At 62.0% G+C, this 19,895-nt stretch carries 17 protein-coding genes and 1 pseudogene; all 18 read right to left on the reverse strand.

Annotation, left to right across the window (positions count from 1 at the left end; all coding sequences use genetic code 11):
- Positions 1–11: 11 nt before the first annotated feature.
- Complete coding sequence (locus PVZ78_RS01605) at positions 12–1,421, reverse strand: sigma-54-dependent transcriptional regulator (RefSeq protein ID WP_038631011.1); 1,410 nt, start codon at positions 1,419–1,421, stop codon at positions 12–14.
- A gap of 5 nt (positions 1,422–1,426) precedes the next feature.
- Positions 1,427–2,638: a sensor histidine kinase gene (locus tag PVZ78_RS01610; RefSeq protein ID WP_016702256.1), complete on the reverse strand. Its 1,212-nt coding sequence runs from the start codon at positions 2,636–2,638 to the stop codon at positions 1,427–1,429.
- Positions 2,639–2,748: 110 nt separating this feature from the next.
- Positions 2,749–4,224 carry a sigma-54 dependent transcriptional regulator gene (locus tag PVZ78_RS01615; RefSeq protein WP_007922638.1) on the reverse strand — a complete coding sequence of 492 codons (1,476 nt, stop codon included), beginning with the start codon at positions 4,222–4,224 and terminating at the stop codon, positions 2,749–2,751.
- A 173-nt stretch (positions 4,225–4,397) separates the two neighbouring features.
- Positions 4,398–4,694 carry a flagellar protein FliT gene (fliT, locus tag PVZ78_RS01620; protein ID WP_009047698.1) on the reverse strand — a complete coding sequence of 99 codons (297 nt, stop codon included), beginning with the start codon at positions 4,692–4,694 and terminating at the stop codon, positions 4,398–4,400.
- 10 nt (positions 4,695–4,704) lie between these two features.
- Complete coding sequence (gene fliS, locus PVZ78_RS01625; RefSeq protein WP_016702257.1) at positions 4,705–5,100, reverse strand: flagellar export chaperone FliS; 396 nt, start codon at positions 5,098–5,100, stop codon at positions 4,705–4,707.
- A gap of 128 nt (positions 5,101–5,228) precedes the next feature.
- Positions 5,229–6,647, reverse strand: a complete 1,419-nt coding sequence (fliD, locus tag PVZ78_RS01630) for a flagellar filament capping protein FliD (RefSeq protein WP_009047696.1) — start codon at positions 6,645–6,647, stop codon at positions 5,229–5,231.
- 82 nt (positions 6,648–6,729) lie between these two features.
- The gene (locus PVZ78_RS01635; protein ID WP_009047695.1) at positions 6,730–7,095 is read right to left on the reverse strand and encodes a flagellar protein FlaG; all 366 of its coding nucleotides are present in this window, start codon (positions 7,093–7,095) and stop codon (positions 6,730–6,732) included.
- A gap of 72 nt (positions 7,096–7,167) precedes the next feature.
- Positions 7,168–8,019 (reverse strand): flagellin domain-containing protein, encoded by an 852-nt coding sequence (locus PVZ78_RS01640; protein WP_009047694.1) that lies wholly within the window; start codon positions 8,017–8,019, stop codon positions 7,168–7,170.
- A 250-nt stretch (positions 8,020–8,269) separates the two neighbouring features.
- Entirely contained in the window at positions 8,270–8,539 is a 270-nt protein-coding gene (locus PVZ78_RS01645; RefSeq protein ID WP_273828141.1) for a hypothetical protein, read from the reverse strand.
- Entirely contained in the window at positions 8,536–9,828 is a 1,293-nt protein-coding gene (locus tag PVZ78_RS01650; RefSeq protein ID WP_273828142.1) for a motility associated factor glycosyltransferase family protein, read from the reverse strand. The genes PVZ78_RS01645 and PVZ78_RS01650 overlap by 4 nt, the downstream gene beginning before the upstream one ends.
- Before the next feature lie 81 nt (positions 9,829–9,909).
- Positions 9,910–10,836 carry a ketoacyl-ACP synthase III gene (locus tag PVZ78_RS01655; protein ID WP_273828143.1) on the reverse strand — a complete coding sequence of 309 codons (927 nt, stop codon included), beginning with the start codon at positions 10,834–10,836 and terminating at the stop codon, positions 9,910–9,912.
- A 224-nt stretch (positions 10,837–11,060) separates the two neighbouring features.
- Positions 11,061–12,113: a pseudaminic acid synthase gene (pseI, locus tag PVZ78_RS01660; RefSeq protein ID WP_009047690.1), complete on the reverse strand. Its 1,053-nt coding sequence runs from the start codon at positions 12,111–12,113 to the stop codon at positions 11,061–11,063.
- Between the two features lie 82 nt (positions 12,114–12,195).
- A pseudogene (gene pseG, locus PVZ78_RS01665) lies at positions 12,196–13,239 on the reverse strand (UDP-2,4-diacetamido-2,4,6-trideoxy-beta-L-altropyranose hydrolase); the annotation flags it as partial.
- Positions 13,236–13,943 (reverse strand): pseudaminic acid cytidylyltransferase, encoded by a 708-nt coding sequence (pseF, locus tag PVZ78_RS01670; RefSeq protein WP_273828145.1) that lies wholly within the window; start codon positions 13,941–13,943, stop codon positions 13,236–13,238. The gene pseF and the pseudogene pseG, both read right to left, overlap by 4 nt.
- Positions 13,940–15,112 (reverse strand): UDP-4-amino-4,6-dideoxy-N-acetyl-beta-L-altrosamine transaminase, encoded by a 1,173-nt coding sequence (gene pseC / locus PVZ78_RS01675; RefSeq protein WP_041987128.1) that lies wholly within the window; start codon positions 15,110–15,112, stop codon positions 13,940–13,942. Before pseC ends, pseF begins: the two co-directional genes overlap by 4 nt.
- Positions 15,109–16,110 (reverse strand): UDP-N-acetylglucosamine 4,6-dehydratase (inverting), encoded by a 1,002-nt coding sequence (pseB, locus tag PVZ78_RS01680; RefSeq protein WP_009047686.1) that lies wholly within the window; start codon positions 16,108–16,110, stop codon positions 15,109–15,111. Before pseB ends, pseC begins: the two co-directional genes overlap by 4 nt.
- Before the next feature lie 30 nt (positions 16,111–16,140).
- Complete coding sequence (locus tag PVZ78_RS01685; protein ID WP_273828146.1) at positions 16,141–19,089, reverse strand: TIGR00180 family glycosyltransferase; 2,949 nt, start codon at positions 19,087–19,089, stop codon at positions 16,141–16,143.
- A 50-nt stretch (positions 19,090–19,139) separates the two neighbouring features.
- Entirely contained in the window at positions 19,140–19,877 is a 738-nt protein-coding gene (locus PVZ78_RS01690) for a cephalosporin hydroxylase family protein (RefSeq protein WP_016702264.1), read from the reverse strand.
- Positions 19,878–19,895 lie beyond the last annotated feature (18 nt).

Consider the following 19,895-nt stretch of genomic DNA (forward strand, 5'->3'; position numbering starts at 1 on the left):
CCTTAAACGACTCATGTTGCAAACAGATACGCCTCGACATCCATTCCGGCATCGCGCATTTGCGCCAACTTGTAGCGCAAGGTTCGCGGGCTGATACCCAGGCGCTCGGCCGCCTCCTTGCGCCGGCCGCGCTCGGCCCGCAAGGTGTCGATGATCATCTGGAATTCCCGGCGCCGCAGATCGTCGCCCAAGCCCCCCGCCGACTCGGCGGGCGGCACCTCGGCCTCCACCGGCGCACTGCGCACCGCTGCTACCACGGCGGGCGCCATGGCCGGCAACGGCGCACAGGCCAGCGGCCCGCCGAGGCAGAAATCTTCCGGCTGGATCAGGCCGCCCTGCTGCAGGATCAGCGCACGCTGGATGGCGTTGTCCAGTTCACGCACATTGCCCGGCCACGGATAACCGAGCAGGCATGCCTGCGCCTCGGCGGACAACCGGGCGGCAGCGTGTTTCATTTTATTGACGTGCTTGGCCAGCAGGCGCTCGGCCAGCGGCAGGATATCGGCGGTGCGCTCGCGCAGCGGACGCCAGGCCAGCGGGAATACCGACAGCCGATAGTAAAGGTCTTCCCGGAACCGCCCCGCCGCCACTTCGCCGGCCAGGTCGCGGTTGGTGGTCGCCACCACCCGGATATCCAAGGCAATGGGTTTGCGCGCCCCGACCCGCTCGACTTCGCGCTCCTGCAGCACCCGCAGCAGCTTGGCCTGCAAAGCCAGGGGCATTTCGGAGATCTCGTCCAGCAGCAGGGTGCCGCCATCAGCCTGTTCGAACTTGCCAGGCTGAGCGGCGATGGCGCCGGTAAAGGCACCCTTTTCGTGACCGAACAGTGTGGCCTCGAGCATGTTGTCCGGAATCGCTGCGCAGTTGATGGCGATAAAGGGCTGGCTGGAGCGATGGGACTGCTGGTGGATGTAGCGCGCCAGCACCTCTTTACCGGTACCGGACTCGCCCGAGATCAGTACCGTGGAATCGCTGCGAGCGACCCGCGCCGCCAGCTCGAGCAACTGCGCACTGGCCGGCTCGAATGCCACCGGCCCTTCACCCTCGACCGCCCCCAGGCAACCCAGGGCATGTCGCGCCACCAGATCCAGCAGGGCCTTGGGCTCGAAGGGCTTGACCAGGTAGTCGGCGGCGCCTTGACGCATGGCCTCGACCGCCCGCTCGACCGCGCCATGGGCGGTCATCAGCAAGACTGGCAATTGCGGTTGGCGCGCACGCAGCAGGCCCAGCAACTGATGGCCATCCATGCCCGGCATATTGACGTCGCTGACCACCAGGCTGAACGACTCGCCAGACGCCGCCTCCAGCGCTTCTTCCGCGCTGCCGACCGCCTTGTAGTCATGACCGGCCAACAGCAGCGTATCCGCCAGGGCCTCGCGCAGGGCGCGATCGTCTTCAACCAGTAGAACCTTAATTGCCATTACCTTCACTCCACTCCTTGAGCGCCGCAGAACAGTGGCAGAACCACCAGCGCACATGTGCCGCGCCCAGGACGCGAGCGCAGCAGCAATTCTCCCTGATGGGCACGCGCCACCGCCTTGACGACTGTCAGGCCCAGGCCGGTTCCCGTGGTCTTGGTGGTGAAAAACGGTTCACCCAGGCGCTCCAGCACAGCAGCGTCGATACCACTGCCGCTATCGCTGACGCACAGCCGTAGGCTGCTGCCACGGGTATAAAGATGGACTTTCAGGCGCACCTGGCCGGCACTCGCCTGGATCGCGTTCTCGATCAGGTTGAGCACCGCCCCCACCAGCGTGTCGCGGTTGCACAGCAACTCGCCGGCATGGCTGTCGCACTGCCAGCGCACGGGCACGTCCTGCACATGGGTCAGGGCCGCTGCCTGCAGCGATTGCAGCAGCGCCTTGGGCGTCACGCGATCGGTCAGCGGCAGTTCGCCCCGGGCGAACACCAGCATGTCGCGGACCTGATGCTCCAGCTCATGCAACCGCTCCTTCAGCCGCCCGGCAAAGCGCTGCTGGGTGGCGACGGGCAGTTCTTGCTCGGTCAAGTGACTGGCGTACAACAGCGCGGCGGACAATGGCGTACGAATCTGATGCGCCAGGGACGCCACCATGCGCCCAAGGGACGACAGGCGCTCATGACGGGCCAGCTGATCTTGCAGGTGACGGGTTTCAGTCAGGTCATTGAGCAGCACCAGCTGGCCTGGCTCAGCATCCAGAGAACGAGTGGCGATCGACAATCGCCGCCCGTCCTTCAGGGAAATTTCATGGCCGTCGTCTTCTCGTGGCGCGAAGCAGCGGGCGATCACATGCCGCCATAGCTCGCCCTCGAGAGGCAGGCCCAGCAGGTCGCAGGCGGCAGGATTGGCTTCACGGACAATGCCCTGGGCGTCGATGACGATGACGCCGCCAGGCAGCAGATCGAGGAGGTTTTGCAGACGGTTGGCCAGACGCTCTTTTTCCGCCAGCTCCTGCATGCGCTGGGCGCTGACCACGGCCAGTTCGCCCTTGAGCTCGGTCACCCTAGCCTCAAGCATGCTGTAGGAGTCGGTAAGCTGGCTCGACATCTGGTTGAACAAGGCGAACGCCTGCTCAAGGCCAAGCCGGCTTGCCTGCTCTACGGACGACGATTGCCCCTGGGTTTCAGGAACAGGAGACATCTGGGCGGCTTGGGGCATCGTGCTCTCTCGCGTGGCTGACCGTCAGTTAAACGGAACGTTGAGAGAGACTTAGCAATACCCGTGCCGAAAAAAAACCGCCCGGTTTTCAACAGGTTAAAAAACAGGCGTCAATCATCCGCCTGTTCATCACCCTCGCGACGGCTCATGCCGTACTTGCGCATTTTTTCCACCAGCGTGGTGCGGCGGATACGCAGGCGCTCCGCAGCCCGCGCGACAATGCCGTTGGCATCGTCGAGCGCCTGCTGGATCAGGCCCTGCTCCAGACCACCGAGGTAGTCCTTCAGGTCCAGGCCTTCCGGCGGCAGCATGGCGGTGGCGGCGAAGTCCGGCGTGTGGCCATTGATCGCCACCCGCTCTTCCAGGTCGCTGCGCAGGCTATCCACCAACTGCTCGTCTTCGTCGTCGACATAGCGGAATTTCTTCGGCAACTCGACCACGCCGATAACACCGTAGGGATGCATGATCGCCATGCGTTCCACCAGGTTGGCCAGCTCACGAACATTGCCCGGCCAGCCATGGCGACAGAGCGACATAATCGCCGCGGAGTTGAAGCGGATCGAACCGCGCTTCTCATGTTCCATGCGCGAGATCAGCTCGTTCATCAGCAGCGGAATGTCTTCCACGCGCTCACGCAGCGGCGCCATCTCGATCGGGAACACGTTCAGGCGGTAGTACAGGTCTTCGCGGAAACTGCCGACCTCGATCATGCTCTCGAGGTTCTTGTGAGTCGCCGCGATGATCCGCACGTCGACGCTCTGGGTCTTGTTGCTACCCACGCGCTCGAAGGTACGCTCCTGCAACACGCGCAACAGCTTGACCTGCATCGGCAGCGGCATGTCACCGATTTCGTCGAGGAACAGGGTGCCGCCGTTGGCCAGCTCGAAACGCCCGGCACGGCTGGTGATAGCTCCGGTGAAGGCGCCCTTCTCATGGCCAAACAGTTCGCTCTCAAGCAACTCGGCCGGAATCGCGCCACAGTTGACGGGCACGAACGGCGCTTCGCGACGCTTGGAGTGATAGTGCAGGTTACGCGCAACCACTTCCTTGCCAGTCCCGGACTCGCCGAGGATCAGCACGCTGGCGTCGGTATCGGCCACTTGCTGCATCATCTGCCGCACATGCTGGATCGCCCGGCTGGTGCCGACCAGACTGCGAAAGAGGTTGGGCTCGCGATGGCGACCGCGCTCGCGGGCCTGATCGTACATCTCACGATAGACCTGGGCACGGTGCAGGGAATCGAGCAACTTGCTGTAGCTGGGGGGCATTTCCAGGGTGGAAAGCACTCGACGACGCTGGTCTTCCGGCAAGTCAATGGAAGAATTATCGCCCATTAACAAAACTGGAAGGAACTCATCCCAGGTTGAGAGTGTCTTTAACAGGCCCAAAAGTGCACCAGGAGCATTTACAGTCCCGATGAGGACACAGATTACTTCACGACTTGATGACAATGAGCCGACAGCCTGCTGCCAGTCATGGCTACCGCAGGGTAAATTTTCTTCGCCAAGAAAATTTAAAATCACCGCCAGGTCGCGGCGGCGGACGCTATCGTCATCAATCAGCAGAATTTTGGTTTCACGCCACATGCAATAGCAACTTCCCTAGTCAACTCAATGCCCGGAATCAGGGCAAGCTAGACGCTTGTAGGCATTTTGAGCCTGGTAGACGTCTGAAATCTGAAAACAGCCACTAGTTAAGTCAAAAAAGCGTGCACAGTCAAATTTATGGCGCACTGGATTCGGATTAACTTAGGGGTTAATTAACCGAACAGATGGTAAACCTTTGCTGCGTTCTGTGCTTGATGGATCTGCGACATCTCGTCGACTATCGCCTGACGCTCCCCTGTCGTCACTTCCAGAAGCTGCCGATAAACCCCAAGCAGCTCCTGCAGATTCTCGCGCAACGCGGCTTCATCTTCCGGAGTTTCACTCAAGATGTCTTCCATGCAGGAACGGCAGGCCAGATCCAACTGACCGATCGCTTCCCAGTTACGCTCGGCCAGGGCGGCGACCAGTGCTTCACGGGTTTCTTCGATGCGCTGCAATACAAGACTCATGGTGATCTCCTTAGAACTGCGGACCCGGCGCAGCGATGGCGTCCCAGCCTTCCTTGACGGTGCGCAGCAGATCGGCGACCTCGTCGAGAATCTTTGGATCGGTCTTGATGTTCGCCTCGGTGAGGCGCGTCATCATGTAAGTGTACAAGCTGTCTAGATCACCCAGGGTGTCAGGTGACTTTTCCAGATCGAGCCCTTCACGCAAGCCGCCGATAATGCCGATGGCCTTGCTGATGAATATACCTTTGTTGGGAATATCCTTGCGCTCCATCGCCCCCTTGGCCTGGGCGATACGATCCAGGCCGCCTTCCATCAGCATCTGCACCAGACGATGGGGGCTGGCTTCGGAAGTCTGCGCCTGGGCACCAATCTTCTGGTATTGCCGAAGGGCTAACATCGGATTCATGTTCTACCTCATCAAAACTCAAGGGTTCGTATAACCAGCGTATCGACCTGGCGTCAAAAAACTTTAGATCAAAAGCCAAAAGCCCGGGACGTCATGAACGTTGCCGGGCTTTTGTCGCCTTGTATCAATCAGCCTTTCTGTTGCGCGGTCAACGCCTCGAACATCGAGGTGATGTTGCTGGCGGTGGCTTTCAACTTGCCCACCAGGGTGTCCATGTCGTTGTACTTCTTGGTCAGTACTGCCGTCAGGGTCTCGATACGGCGGTCCAGGGCAGCCTGATCCGAAGCCAGCTTGGTCTTGGTCTTGTTCAGCGCAGTGGTGCGCTGATCGAGAACGCCGCCAGTCTGGGCAAAAGGCGCGATGGCCTTGTCCATGCGGTCCAGCAGGCCGTTTTCACCAGTGAACAGGGTCTGCACCTCGCCACCGAGCTTTTTGTCGTTCATCGCCGCAGTGAACTTGGTGGAGTCGAAGTCCAGGGCACCGGTCTTCTGGTTGGTGGTAATCCCCAACTGCGCCAGAACGGTCAGCTTGTCGCCGGACCCGACTTCCGACAGCGGCGCACGAATGGCCGCCAAGATCGAGCGTGGCAACGAGTCGCCAGTCAACTGGGCCGGGATGGTCGGCTTGCCGTCGTCATCCAGGGACGGCTTGGTCAGCGCGGTAACACTGTTGGCCACTGCGTTGTAAGCATCGACGAACTTCTGGATCGAAGCCTTCAAGCCATCGGTGTTGGCCGCGACGGTAATGGTCGAGGTACCTGGAGCGACCAGGTTGAAGGTCATCCCGGAAACCGCCTTGTCCACCGAGTTGCTCTTGCTGGTCAGCGCCATGCCGTCGACGGTGAACTTGGCATCCACTGCCAGGGCACCAATGGAACCGGCAGAGGTCGCAGTCATCGGCGAACCGGGAGCACCAACGACAGTACTGCCGTCGATTTCCAGGCCAGCAATACCGCTAAGGGAAATATCGGAGCCCGCACCGGTAGTGGTCGAGCCCACCACCAGACGCGATCCAAAGGAGTCGGTCACGATGTTCGCGCTGATACCCGCGCTTTTGAGCGATGCGTCGGCGTTGATCGAGTCACGCACCGACTGCAGGGTAGCGCCGGCTTTTACATCGAGGTTGTAGTTAGTGCCATTTTGACTGATTTTCAGGGTACCAGTCGGAATAGCACTTGTAGTACCGCCAGCGAAGGCAGCACTGGTGACTTTCGAGGAAGTCGCAAGATTCTGCACAGCGACAACATAGTTGCCATTGACCGCGGTATTGCCAGCGACCGCTGTTACATACTTGTTGTCGGAAGTAGTGGCGGCATAGCCGGGAAACTGCGGGTTGGTTTTGCTGCTGAGTTCGGTAATGGTGGTCCGAAAGGTCGACAACAAGGACTTCAAGGTGCCAATGCCGGAGATGCTTGCGGTGTTGTTCGCAGTTCCCCGGTCGATCTGACCTTGCTTGGCCGCTTTGTCAGCGTTCACCAAGGCTTTGACGATAGCACCGGTATCGAGGCCGGAGCCTAGACCGGTACCCGGTAGAATTGGACTTGCCATGGAGATCTCCCTTCAGTGTGTCGCCGGTCTTTTGACCATTACAACGTCCAAAAGAACATAGCAACAATTTTCATGCCAGCTGTCAGACTTTAGCGCTGAACAACAAGCTGCTCGCATCATTCAAACTATTGGCCAACTTCAGGACTTCTTCGTTGGGGATCTGACGAATCACCTCACCGGAGTCACTGGCAATGACCTTGACGACAACCTTGCCAGAAGGCTCGTCGATAGAAAATTCCAGGTTACGTTTGACCGATTGCACAAACTCTTCAATTTCCTTAATGGCCATTTTCAGTTTGTCCTGCTCGGTTTGCGCACTCTTACTCTCTTCCTTGACAGTCGGCAGCGCCACAACGTCCGCTCGAGGCTTCTCCACAGGCTTGTCAGCAACAGGCGTTGCCGGCTTGGCCGCAGGATAAGACAAGTTCAGCTTCATGCTCATATCCATGTCCATCACCTCTTAAAGTAAAAAGCGAGAGAGCACGACCAGCGCACTCCCCCGCCAAAGCTTAGTCAGCTATTACTGAAGCAGCTTCAGTACAGCGGACGGCAGTTGGTTGGCCTGTGCCAGAACTGCGGTGGAAGCTTGTTGCAGAGTTTGTTGCTTGGTCAGCTGTGCAGTTTCAGCAGCGAAGTCGGTATCTTGTACGCGACCCAGTGCAGCACTGGCGTTTTCGTTGATGTTCTGCAGGTTGGAGATGGTGCTGGTCAGACGGTTTTGTGCAGCACCGAGGTCAGCACGGCTGGAGTTGATGGTTGCCAGAGCCTTGTCGATCGCGTCGATCGAAGCCTTGGAGCTGGCTTCGGCGGTGGTGCTGTTGTTACCGGTAATGGCGATAGCACCGGAGTTAACACCCAGGGTGGTAGCGTCGAAGCCGCTGGCCAGAGTGATGGTGATCTGGTTGGTAGCACCGGTGTTGGAACCGACCTGGAAGGTCATGGTGCCAGCAGTACCGTCGATCAGGTTCTTGCCGTTCAGGTTGGTCGACTTGGCGATACGAGTCAGCTCGTCCGACATCGAAGCGAATTCTTTGTTCAGTGCAACACGGTCAGCAGTACCGTTGGAGTCGTTTCGTGCTTGAACGGCCAGTTCACGCATACGTTGCAGGATGTTGGTGGATTCCTGCATCGCGCCTTCAGCGGTCTGAGCGATGGAGATACCGTCGTTGGCGTTTTTGATCGCCATGGTCTGACCGCGGATCTGCGAAGTCATACGGGTAGCGATTTGCAGGCCGGCGGCGTCGTCTTTTGCGCTGTTGATTTTCAGGCCGGAAGACAGGCGAGTCATCGAAGTCGACAGAGCGTCGGAAGCACGGTTCAGGTTCTTCTGAACGTTCAACGATGTGACGTTAGTGTTTACTGTTAAAGCCATGACGAATTCCTCGTTGGTTGGGTACTGCGGCTTCCGGCCCTGGCAACCGCCGGGTATGGCCTAGAGAACCTTCGTAATAGTTATCGTCGGCAATGCAAGTTGCTTTAGGGGATTTTCAAAAAATTTTGCCATCAGCGTGCCACCCCTCGTAAATCAAGGGCTCGGCGTTCTTAAGCCGTGGAAAAATGACGCCAGAAAAATGCCGGAGAGGGCCCGAGCGAGGAGGTCGCCCGGGCAGGCAGGAAATATTTCAGCCCGTCGAGAGGGAACGCAGCACTTCAACACATTCGTATTGCAGGTAGTCGGCCAGGGCCAGCCAGTTTTGTTCTTGCTGGCATTCGAACATCAGGCCAAGCAATGCCTCCCAGTCCTGGCGCTGCTCTTGCGACGCGCTATCGATCACCGGCTGGATCGCCCCCATCAACTGGACCATGGTCATGGCCGCCTCAACATCACGCCCCAGGCGAAAGCCCTGGGCGCATTGCTGCAAGCGGGCGATCAACCCTTCGATTCCGCTCATTGGCTGAACTCCGGATGATAGGTCGTCCCGGCGATCATCGCCCCGTCCCGACTGCTGTTATAGAAGCGCACCCGCGGATGACCGGCGATAAAGCGCTCCAGCTCGCACAGGTAACTGCGGAAATTGAGTTGGGTCCTGACCCGCTGGCCATGCCCATCCAGCACCCAGTGCCTGGCCGCGCCCAACTGCGGCCCCAGCTCACCGTCGAGCCAGCCGGCATGGGTCTTGTTCATCGGGAAGGCAAAGTCGGCACCGAACAGGGTGACCTGCTCGGCACCCATTTTTACCGCCAGGTCCACCGCCGGATGAATCACGCTGCCACCGACATACAACTGTGCCTTGGGCAGTTGCTCGCGCATCCGCGTGTAAATCGGGCTGGCGGAATACCCGACATACCGCGGCCCCTGCCAGAGCGTCAGAATCTGCGGATCGACCATCGGCAGATAGACCAGGGTGATGGCTGCCGATTTTTCTGGCGGCAGGTGCAGGCCGGAAATCCGGTGATCGATACTGACCACAATGTCCGGCTCGATCCCCTGCTTGAGCAGCGGCCGGTAGGCGGTATCGACACAGATAAACAGAGGGCGCCGGGCTTGGGCACGAATCTCGCGCAAGCGCTCGAAATGCCGTTCCAGGCTCGGCCCGGTGGCAATCACAAAGACCTCGCGCCCCGGCTGGGTGCCGAACAACTCGGCCACGTCACTGTCGCCGGTCACCAACTCGGCACTCGATTGCAGGCGCTGGGTGACCTCCGGGGAATCGGCCACGAAGTCACGATTATTGAAGGCCAGGTGCACCTCACTGACCAGGCGATCGCGGATCTTGGCGTTGTAGTCATCCGCCAGCACCAGCTCGGAGGGCAAGGCAAAGAACGGCAACTGGATTTCCGCCAGATCGCCGGCATACCCCAGTTCGACTCGAGGATCGTTCAACCAGGCCTGCTGATCGAGCAATTGCAGTACCAGCGCAAATACGGCGCCGTTCAGGATGTGCACCTGCAAACGTTGCAGCGCCGGGTTTTCCAGCAGTATCTGCTGCAAGTCGCCCAAGCCGGTGCCGTACAGATGGATCACCGGGCTGTCGGCCGGCAGGCTCGCCGCCTGGGTTCGTGCTTCCGCCGTGCGATCGTGGCGGCTGGTGAGCTGAATGCCGGAAATACTCAAGGTCGAACCCAGGCCTTCGACCAGATCCGCCTGCAACCCGGCACTGTCTTCCGCCAGCAACCGTTCAAGCAGTCGTGGCCAGCGAGCCTGTATTGCCTGGGCATTGCCCTCGAAGCTTTCGCTCATGCTGTCTCGCCTATCTTCATGCAAAAAAAATAGCGCTCAGGGTACACCCTGGGCGCTATTTTTGGATGCCGCGGGATCAACTCATGGGCGATAGATAATCGCCGACCCCCAGGACAGCCCCACACCGAAGCCACTCAGGGCCACACGTTGCCACTTCGATTCGAGCACGTGCTTTTCCAGCAGCAGCGGAATGCTCGACGACACGGTGTTACCGGTCTCGACCATGTCCTTGATGAACTTTTCCGGCTCGCCTTCGAAACGGCGCGCCACGGCGTCGACGATCGCCGCACTGCCCTGGTGGATACAGAACGCATCGATCTGCTCCTCCTTCAGGCCCGACTCATCCAGCAACTCGTTCAAGTGCGCCGGGACTTTCAGCAAGGCAAAGTTGAACACCTGGCGACCATTCATGAAAAACACCCCATCGGTGACTTTCAGGTGCGGAGCGCCGGAACCGTCGGTGCCGAACTTGGCCTTGCCCAGCTGCCAGGGAGCGTCTTCGCCCATCCAGGTCGCGGTCGCCGCATCTCCGAACAGCATGGTGGTGTTGCGGTCTTCCGGATCGACGATCTTCGAGTAAGGGTCGGCGGTGACCAGCAGGCCGTTCTTCAGGCCCACGGCTTCCATGAAGCCCTTGAGCGCGTAGATGCCGTAGACATAACCGGAGCAGCCCAGGGAAATATCGAAGGCCGCGACGTGAGTCGGCAGGCCCAGCTTGTCCTGGACGATGGCGGCGGTGTGCGGCAGGCCTTCTTCGTCGCCGTTCTGGGTGACGACGATCAGCGCGTCGATCGACTCGCGCGACAGTTGCGGGTTGTTGGCGAACAGCGCATTGACTGCTTCGACACACAGGTCCGAGGTTTCCTGCGTGGCGTCTTTGCGCGGCAGGAAGGCCGAACCGATCTTGCCCAGGATGAACTCTTCATCCTTCTCGAATTTTGCACCTTGTGCGTAATTGTCTACGCCGGCTACAGGCACGTAGCTCGCAATGCTCTTTATGCCAATCATTACGGCTTCCCAATAATAAACAGCTGAATACCCCGACCACCGGGACCGGGGCTGCCGACAAACAGACATCCTGGCGCCCCTGACGGGCGACAGCGGGAAGAATAGAAGGCTATCACTGCACCGTTTACCGGCCAGGCGCCATCTCCCCGGTCAATACAATACAGTGAAGATGCGCGTTATGACTCGCAGGTCACGCTATTTTGCCGAATCAGCCATACAAACGGCTATTCGACAAATGCCCAATCCAGTGCGGTACCGCGCTTGAGGGCCTGGCGCGCGCAACGCCCGAGGACTGCGTCGATGTGCTTGGGGGCCAGCCCCAGGCCCGGACGGATGGCCCTGACGTTATCGCCGCTGAACACCTCCCCCGCCGCCATATCGCGGGTGACATAGAGGGAACGGCGGTACAACACCGATTGCCGCTCGGCCTCGGTCGCGCCGTAACGCACCTGGCCCAGAGCCTGCCAGGCACGTTCGGTTTCCACCACCAGGCTGTGCAGCTCCGCCGGCTCCAGGGAAAAACTCGCGTCCACCCCGCCGGCGGCGCGGTCGAGGGTGAAGTGTTTCTCCACCACCGTGGCGCCCAGCGCTACGGCGGCCACCGAAACCCCGACGCCCATGGAGTGATCGGACAAACCGACCTCGCAGCCGAACAGCTCGCGCAAATGCGGGATGGTCAGGATGTTGCTGTTCTCCGGCGAAGCCGGGTAGGTGCTGGTGCACTTGAGCAGCACCAGGTCCTTGCAACCCGCCTCCCGGGCGGCGCGCACGCTTTCGTCCAGCTCGGCGATGCTGGCCATGCCAGTGGAAATGATCAGCGGCTTGCCGGTGGCCGCGACCCGACGAATCAGCGGCAGGTCGGTGTTTTCGAAACTGGCGATCTTGTAGGCCGGCACGTCGAGGCTTTCGAGGAAGTCCACCGCGCTCTCATCGAACGGCGTGGAGAACGCCAGCATCCCCAGCTCCCTGGCGCGGGCGAAGATCGGCGCGTGCCACTGCCAGGGTGTGTGGGCCTTTTCATACAGGGCATACAGCGAGGAACCGGCCCAGAGACTGGCCGGATCCTTGATGAAGAATTCGCCATGCTCCAGGTCCAGGGTCATGGTGTCGGCGGTATAGGTCTGCAATTTCAGGGCATGGGCGCCGGCCTTGGCCGCCGCCTCGACGATCTGCAGGGCAACGTCCAGCGACTGGTTATGGTTGCCGCTCATCTCGGCAATGATGAACGGCGGCGAGCCGGCGCCAATCGAGCGCGAGCCGATCTTGAAACTAGTCATTGGGGTTTTCCTTCGATTCACGCGTAAATTCGCCGGTGGCCGGGTCATCCCCGGCACGGCGCAATGGATTGCGGGTCATCTCGAACAGGGCCGCCGCCACCCGCGATGCGCCCTGCCCGTCGACCAATTGCCGGGAGCGTTGCGCCAGGCTCTGGCGCTGCGGGTAATCGCCGACGAGCGCCGCGACCGCCTGACGGATCTGCTCGACGCTCACCTTCTCGCTGGGCCCCAGGTAGACATGCATGCCTGCCTCGGCCAACAGCCGGGCATTAGCCTCTTGATTGCCAGCGACGCTGATGCACAGGGTCGGCAGGCCCAGGGCGGCGCGCTCCCAGCTGGTGCCGCCGCCGGCACCGATAAACAGGTCGGCCTCGGCCATCAAGCGGGAAAAGTCGCTGACATAGGCGTGCAAGCGCCAATGCCCACGACCGGCCGCCAGTTCCTGCATCTGCGCCCAGGCCGGGTTACCAGCCCCGGCGACAAAATCCACTTCCAGGCCGTCGAACGCACTCAAGGCCAGCATCGCCTGGTATGTCTGGCTGGCCGCATCGAAACCGCCGAAATTCACCAGCACCCGATTCGCTCGCTCGCGAATGGCGATCGGCGGGCAGCGAAACTCCTCGCGCAGCAAGGCGAAATGCGGCCCCAGCAGCGCCCGACACTCAGCGTCGATCAAATCGGCATAGGCCTGCGGTGTGCCGCTGAAGTTCTGGTCGAGCAACAGGTCGACGGCATGCCGTCGGTTGGCCAGGTCATCGATGGCGGCAATCCGCGGCGCCCATTGCCGCGCCGCCTGCTGCCACTGCCAGTCGAGGCCGTAGTGATCGACCAGCACCCAGTCGAATCGCGGCTGATCCTGCAACGCAGCCTGCAAGGCGGCGATATCCGCCTGCCAGGGCAGCGGCGCCTCGATGTCCTGCGCGCATTCACCCGGATAACTCGCCGGCAGGGCGAACGTCAGGAAACCCAGCTCGGCCAGACGATCCAACTGCTGCCCGGGCAAGCTTCGGCAAGCGAATGCCACTGTGGCGCCCTGCTCGCGCAACGCCCTGGCCAGGGTCAGGCAGCGGGCGATATGGCCGCTGCCAATGGCCGGCGAGGCATCGGCCCGGATCAGCACCCTCACTCCAGCTCTCCACCGGCTTTTAGCGCCGCGTACAGGTACTCCGCGCGCAGCCAGTCTTCCTCGGTGTCGATGTCCTGCACCAGATGGCGCGGCAGGATCACCGGCAGGCTGAGCGGGGAAAACACCAGGTCGCCGCGCAGCCAGGCCTCGCTGCGCCCCCAGTAGAACTGCCCGGCATCCTGATAGGCCGGCGGCAGGTCCTGGGAGCGCGTGTTGCGAAACTCCGGATAAAGCGAGGTCAGCGCGCCCTGCTCGTCGAGGGTCAGGGCCCGCTGCACCGGAAACGCGAAGCTGCACACGGAAAACGCGAAGGACTTCTCAGGATGAGCCTCCAGCGCCGCCAGGCCCTGGCGCAGGTAGCGCAGCTGCAGCAAGGGCGCGGTGGCATAGATGCAGCAGGTGTAATCGAAGGTCTCGCCACGCTCGCGCAACGTATTCAAGGCATGCACGATCACCGGCCCAGTGCCGGTGAAATCGTCCGCCAGCTCGGCCGGGCGCATGAACGGCACCGTGGCGCCGCAGGCCCTGGCCAGCTCGGCGATCTCCGGGTCGTCGGTACTGACCAGCACCTGATCGAACAACCCGGAGCACAGCGCCGTCGCAATCGAGCGGGCAATCATCGGCACGCCGTCGAACGGCTTGAGGTTCTTGCGCGCGATGCGTTTGCTGCCGCCACGGGCGGGAATGATGGCGATGGCACTCAAGGCTGGGCGGGCTCCTGGATAAGCTGGCGCAATTGCTCGACCACATACGTCTGCTGCTCATCCTCCAGCGCCGGAAACAGCGGCAGGCTGATGGCCTCGGCGTAGTAGCGCTCGGCCTCGGGGAAATCCCCCGCGGCGAATCCCAGGTCGCGGTAATACGGCTGCAGATGCACCGGGATGTAATGCAGATTGACCCCGACCCCGGCCTCGCGCAATACCTCGAATACCTCGCGATGGGAGCGGCGGATGCGTTCGGGTTGCAAGCGCACCACGTACAGATGCCATGCCGACTGCGCCTGCTCCTGAGCCTGCGGAAGGGTCAGCGGCAGATCGGCCAGCAGGTGGTCATAACGGGCCGCCAGCTGCCGGCGCCTGGCAATGAACGCATCGAGCTTGTCCAGTTGGGACAAGCCCAGGGCCGCCTGCAGATCGGTGATGCGGTAATTGAAGCCCAGCTCGGTCTGCTGGTAGTACCAGGGTCCGTGGCTGGGCTCGGTCATCTGCGCCGGGTCGCGGGTCATGCCGTGGCTGCGCAAGCGCCGCAGGTGGTCCGCCAGTTGCGGGCTGTTGGTCAGGACCATGCCGCCCTCGGCGCTGGTGATGATCTTCACCGGATGAAAGCTGAACACCGTCATCGTCGCGAATTCGCCACAGCCCACCGGCCGCCCGGCATAGGAGGCACCCACCGCGTGGGAGGCATCCTCGATCAGCACGAAGCCATAACGCTGCGCCAGCTGCGCCATGGCGCGCATGTCGCAGCTTTGCCCGGAGAACGCCACCGCCACCACCACCTTGGGCAGGCGGCCCGTGCGTTCGGCGGCCTCCAGCTTGTGCGCCAGCGCCCGGGCATCCATGTTCCAGGTGTGCGGATCGATATCGACAAAATCCACCTCGGCGCCGCAATAACGGCCACAGTTGGCCGAGGCCAGGAAGGTATTGGGCGTGGTCCACAGCCGGTCTCCCGGTCCCAGCCCGGCGGCCAGGCAGGCAATGTGCAAGGCCGCCGTGGCGTTGCATACCGCCACCCCATGGCCGGCCTCGCAGCGGGCTGCCATGGCCTGTTCGAAGCGTTCGATGGTCGGCCCCTGGGTCAGCCAGTCGGACTGCAGCACCGCGACCACCGCATCGATGTCCGCCTGGTCGAGACTCTGGCGCCCGTAGGGAATCATGCCGACAGCCCGGCATGCAGCTCGGCGATCTGGCCCACCGAGAGAAAATGCGGATTGGTGTCGGAGCGGTATTCGAACTGCTCGTCCACCGGTCGCCCGCGCTCGCCCAGGCCGTCCACGGCGAAATCGACATTGACGTTGGTAAAGCGGATCGACGGCTGGATGGTGTAGTGATCGGCGAACTCCAGGGTCATGCGCGCGTCATCCAGCGGCACCATCAGCTCGTGGAGTTTTTCCCCCGGACGAATGCCCACCTGCTTGTGCGGCAGGTTTTGCGCCATGCCACGCGCCAGGTCGACGATCCGGATCGACGGGATCTTCGGCACGAAGACTTCACCGCCATGCATGCGCGAGAAGCTGTCGAGCACGAACTGCACCCCGTGATCCAGGGTGATCCAGAAACGGGTCATGCGTTCGTCGGTGATCGGCAGCTCGCGGGCGCCTTCGGCGATCAGCTTGCTGAAGAACGGCACCACCGAACCCCGGGAGCCGGCCACGTTGCCGTAGCGCACCACGGCAAAACGGGTCGGCTGGTCGCCGGCGATATTGTTCGCCGCGACGAACAGCTTGTCCGACAGCAGCTTGGTCGCGCCATACAGGTTGACCGGGCTGGCCGCCTTGTCGGTGGACAGCGCGACCACTTTCTTCACGCCATTGTCGATGGCCGCGGCGATGATGTTTTCCGCGCCGTTGACGTTGGTGCGGATGCACTCGGTGGGGTTGTATTCCGCGGCCGGCACCTGCTTCAGGGCCGCGGCGTGCACCACATAGTCGATCCCGCGCATGGCCTGGCGCAGGCGCTCGGCATCGCGCACGTCGCCAAGGAAATAACGCATGCAGGGCGCATTGAAGGTCTGCTGCATTTCGTACTGTTTCAGTTCATCGCGGGAGAACACCACCACCCGCTTGGGCTGGTATTGCTCCAGCAGACGCCGGATGAAATTGCGCCCGAACGAACCGGTGCCGCCGGAGATAAAAATCGATTTGCCGTTGAACATGCCTTGAGTCCTTTTTCCTGTCAGCCAGGCTTATGCGAGCAGCTGTGCCCAGTCGACACTGGCAGGAGCGCCAGGGGTGAAGCCCTTGCCGCTCCGGCTCAGGTTCTGGTTGTAGGCCACATCGTGCTCGAAGCGGGCCTGCCATTTGTCACGCAGCGCCGCCGCGGCCTGGGCATCGTCCGCCAGGGTGCCCGGATGGAGGATCTGCACCTGCGGGGTCCAGACCGTCAACAACCCGGCTTCGGCGACCTTCAGGCACAGGTCGACATCAGCGAATGCCTCGGCGAAATGTTCTTCGTCCAGGCCGCCGACGGCGTTGTAGACGTCCTTGCGAATCATCAGGCAGGCGCCGGAGACGGCCGAATAGTTCTGTTCGGCCAGCAAGCCGTTCAGGTAGCCACTGGCGCCTTTCGGCTCACCGGCGAATGCCGCGCCCAGATGCTCGTTCAGCCCGAGCACCAGGCCGGCCGAGGTGGTCCCACCCTTGGCATCCACCAGGCGCGCGCCGACGATCCCCACTTCCGGCCGCTGCGCCTGATTGAGCAGGCTCTCCATCCAGTCGGCATTGACCACTTCGCCGTCGGCCGCCAGCAGCACCAGGTAGTCGCCGCGGGCCTCCTGGCTCGCCGCGTTGTACAGCGCCGCGCCGCTCAGGCACTGCGGGCTGCGCAGCACGCGGATACGATCGCCCTTCTGCTCCAGGCTGGTGAGCCAGTCGGCCAGTTCTGCGGACTGGCTATGGTTGTCGCCGATGACCACTTCGTAACGCTGGTAGCGCGTGCGTTGCAGCACGCTGACCAGGCAAGGCTGCAACTGCTCCAGGTTGTCTTCGCTGCGCAGGATGATCGAGACCAGTGGACGTTCGCCATGACCGTAGTTGATCTGGTAGACGCCGGTTTGCGCCGAGCTGACCTGGGCCCGGTAGCCACGCTTGCCCAGATGACGGGTCAACACCTGGCTGTACTGGGTGTTCTCCTCTGCTGTCGGGGCCTGGCCGAGCAACAGCGGTTCGGCCAGGTGGGCCAGGCCCGCCAGCCCGCCGTCTTCGATCAGGCGCAGCAGCAGGTCGTATTCCATGGCTTGTGGAAAGGCCGTCGAATAGCCGCCGGCAGCCGCCAGCACATCCCGGCGAATCAGCCAGTGGCCGGCCATCATGTCCGGCACGCTTTGCAGCAGGTCGAGGTTGATACCCGGGCGGAACACATCCTTCAGCGCGCCATCGGCGCCGTAGTGGATTTCGTCCATGGCCACCGCGCGGCACCCTTGCGCGCCGAGCAGTTCCAGGCTCGCGCGCAGCAGGCCGCTGGCGGTGAAACGCTCGCCGGCACGGGCCAGGAGCAACCAGTCACGGGAGGATTGCGCCGCGACCTGGTTGATTCGCTCCACATAGTTGCTGGTGCTGACCTTGACGAAATGCACAGTGTCCTTGGCGGTGGTGGTCGCCGGCAGGTCGCCCGTGGTGAAGACCACCACCTGGAAGGAGCGGCAATGGCCGTTGACCAGGCTGTCGAAGGTCGCCTGCAACTTGACCATGTCCGCGTCGAGGTCGAGCAGCAGGATGCCGAAGCTCGGTCCACCGTTGTGCCGGGCCAGGTGCTCGTTGATCGCCTTGAGCTGCTGCGCCTCGGGGTTGCGCGCCTCCAGCCACTTCAGCAGGCGACCCGAAGGCATGTTCTCCAGCAGCCCCGGGCCGTCCTGGAAAGGCACCGACGCCAGGCGCTCGGCCCAGGCCTGCAATTTGCGGGCATCGTTCTGCTCCTCGGAGTCCTGCTCCGTGGAAGCCTGCAGCGAGGCCGCCAGACGCCGGACCACCTCAAGGTTGAACAGGTTGCACGACAGCGCCTCCCACAAGCGGCTGCGCAGGGTGCGGTCGGTGTCGTTGGGTTGTACCTGCATCAGTTCCTGCTGCTTGAGCAGTACGCCTTCAAGCTCCTGGAGCTGCAGGCGGCCAGCCGGCATCGCATGCATGAGGAATTCGAACTCGGTCAACAGGTCGAACATCGGCTTGTTGTAGAACGGCATCTCGACGAACTGCTCCGGGCCGAACGAACGCACCGGCTCGGCCCCGGGCTCGACCCAGGCCGAACGGAAAATCATCTTGCCATTGAGCGAGCGCCCGGTGAGCAGGCACTCGGCCATGGCCCTGAAGCTGTCCAGGGCAAGCTGCTTGGCCTGTTGCGGCCCCTGGGCGCTCAAGCCGGTGGGCAACGACGACAGGAACCCGGCGAACGCCTCGCGCTGGGCCACCGACTTGGCGTCGCCGTAGGTCAGCACCGTCAACACATCGGTGTTGTGCTCCGAGGCGTTGTAGTTGACCTCCCGCACGGCGAACGGGATCGGCAGGATCCGTGCCTTGGCCGAGGCCAGCAGGAAGAAGGTATGGCCGATTTCCTGCCATTCGAAGCTGGTCCCCGGCGGCAGCAGGCTGTACCACTGTTGCAGCAGGTCGGTGCGGGTCACCGCGTAGAACGGCGGCAGGAAATGGCTCATGAACGCCATGACCCGCTCGCCGGCATCTTCCGAGGCGTAGTCCTCGATCACCCGGCAATCGCGCCGGTAGTAGTTCACCTCGGCGGCGCGGGCCAGGTACATCATCCCGTAGCCGTGGCACAGGCCGTAGTCGGGGTTGGCTTCGAGAAACTCCACCGACTCGGTCAGCGCGCCATGCAGCAGGAAGTCGTCGTCGGCGGCAAACACCATGTACGGCGTCGTCACCTGACCGACACCGTAGGTCAGCTTGTCCTGCAGGCCCTTGTAGGTGTACTGCGGCAGATGCCGGTAGTCGACCTGGGGGAACTGCCCGGCCAGGCTTTCGTCGGCGTGCAGCGAAGAGTCCAGCACCAGGATCTTGCAGGGGTAGGTGCTGTAGTACTGCAAGGTGCGGCGCAAGAACGCCTTGCGATTGTGGGACATCACCACCAGCGTGAAACGCTCGCTCAACGGTGCGCTAGTGTTTTGAGCCTTGTCTTGAACCTGCATCAGTGTTTCCCCACAACCGGCAAAGTGCTGTTACCTGCAAACCATTGAATTCAACGAACGCGACGCAGATAGCCATCCGGCGCCACGGTGATCAGCAGCTTGTTCTGCATCTGGTAGTCGATCTCGAAGTCGCGGTTCTCTTCCAGGTACGCCCAGACCGCGGTTTTCGGGTTGTCGCCCGGGCCCCATGGACGGTCCGGGAAGAAGTCCGCCGGCATATCCTCGACCACGGTGTCCATCACCACGCAGTAGCTGTCCACCGACACCAGCGGCGCATACAGGCGCAGCTCTTCGAGCACGTGCTCGTGGGTGTGGTTGGAGTCCAGGACCAGGATGACTTTCTTGCCCGCGGCCGCGGCACGCACCTGCTCGGCAATCGCCGGATCGATACTCGAGCCTTCGATCATCTTGATCCGCTTGCTCATCGGATGGCTTTCGATGGCTTCGCGGTTATGGGCGCGGATATCCAGGTCGATGCCCAGCACTTCGCCGTGGCCCTGCAGTTCGAGCAGCGAGGCGTAGTAGATGATCGAGCCACCGTGGGCGATGCCGCATTCGATCACCAGGTCCGGCTTGACCCGCCAGATGATCTCCTGCATGGCCATCATGTCCTGGGGCAGCTGGATGATCGGGCGGCCCATCCAGGAGAAGTGATAGCTGTACTTGTGGCCGGCGGACTCGTTGAAGAAGTCGCGCGCCAGGCCCTTGAGTTTCTGGTCTTCGCCCTGGGCGCGGATCTGCTCCTGGCACTCGGCTTCGAAGGCTTGGTTGATGCTGTTGTCGGTCATGGTCGGGTCTCAATAAAC

Origin of the sequence: Pseudomonas sp. SBT1-2 (assembly GCF_028640875.1) — a bacterium.
Taxonomy (GTDB): Bacteria; Pseudomonadota; Gammaproteobacteria; order Pseudomonadales; family Pseudomonadaceae; genus Aquipseudomonas; species Aquipseudomonas chlororaphis_I.

What these genes read in the sequence shown, in the direction of transcription:
- PVZ78_RS01605 (WP_038631011.1), bottom strand. Translation starts at nt 1,421, where the DNA reads ATGGCAATTAAGGTTCTACTGGTTGAAGACGATCGCGCCCTGCGCGAG.
- PVZ78_RS01610 (WP_016702256.1), bottom strand. Translation starts at nt 2,638, where the DNA reads ATGCCCCAAGCCGCCCAGATGTCTCCTGTTCCTGAAACCCAGGGGCAA.
- PVZ78_RS01615 (WP_007922638.1), bottom strand. Translation starts at nt 4,224, where the DNA reads ATGTGGCGTGAAACCAAAATTCTGCTGATTGATGACGATAGCGTCCGC.
- fliT (WP_009047698.1), bottom strand. Translation starts at nt 4,694, where the DNA reads ATGAGTCTTGTATTGCAGCGCATCGAAGAAACCCGTGAAGCACTGGTC.
- fliS (WP_016702257.1), bottom strand. Translation starts at nt 5,100, where the DNA reads ATGAATCCGATGTTAGCCCTTCGGCAATACCAGAAGATTGGTGCCCAG.
- fliD (WP_009047696.1), bottom strand. Translation starts at nt 6,647, where the DNA reads ATGGCAAGTCCAATTCTACCGGGTACCGGTCTAGGCTCCGGCCTCGAT.
- PVZ78_RS01635 (WP_009047695.1), bottom strand. Translation starts at nt 7,095, where the DNA reads ATGGATATGAGCATGAAGCTGAACTTGTCTTATCCTGCGGCCAAGCCG.
- PVZ78_RS01640 (WP_009047694.1), bottom strand. Translation starts at nt 8,019, where the DNA reads ATGGCTTTAACAGTAAACACTAACGTCACATCGTTGAACGTTCAGAAG.
- PVZ78_RS01645 (WP_273828141.1), bottom strand. Translation starts at nt 8,539, where the DNA reads ATGAGCGGAATCGAAGGGTTGATCGCCCGCTTGCAGCAATGCGCCCAG.
- PVZ78_RS01650 (WP_273828142.1), bottom strand. Translation starts at nt 9,828, where the DNA reads ATGAGCGAAAGCTTCGAGGGCAATGCCCAGGCAATACAGGCTCGCTGG.
- PVZ78_RS01655 (WP_273828143.1), bottom strand. Translation starts at nt 10,836, where the DNA reads ATGATTGGCATAAAGAGCATTGCGAGCTACGTGCCTGTAGCCGGCGTA.
- pseI (WP_009047690.1), bottom strand. Translation starts at nt 12,113, where the DNA reads ATGACTAGTTTCAAGATCGGCTCGCGCTCGATTGGCGCCGGCTCGCCG.
- pseC (WP_041987128.1), bottom strand. Translation starts at nt 15,112, where the DNA reads ATGATTCCCTACGGGCGCCAGAGTCTCGACCAGGCGGACATCGATGCG.
- pseB (WP_009047686.1), bottom strand. Translation starts at nt 16,110, where the DNA reads ATGTTCAACGGCAAATCGATTTTTATCTCCGGCGGCACCGGTTCGTTC.
- PVZ78_RS01685 (WP_273828146.1), bottom strand. Translation starts at nt 19,089, where the DNA reads ATGCAGGTTCAAGACAAGGCTCAAAACACTAGCGCACCGTTGAGCGAG.
- PVZ78_RS01690 (WP_016702264.1), bottom strand. Translation starts at nt 19,877, where the DNA reads ATGACCGACAACAGCATCAACCAAGCCTTCGAAGCCGAGTGCCAGGAG.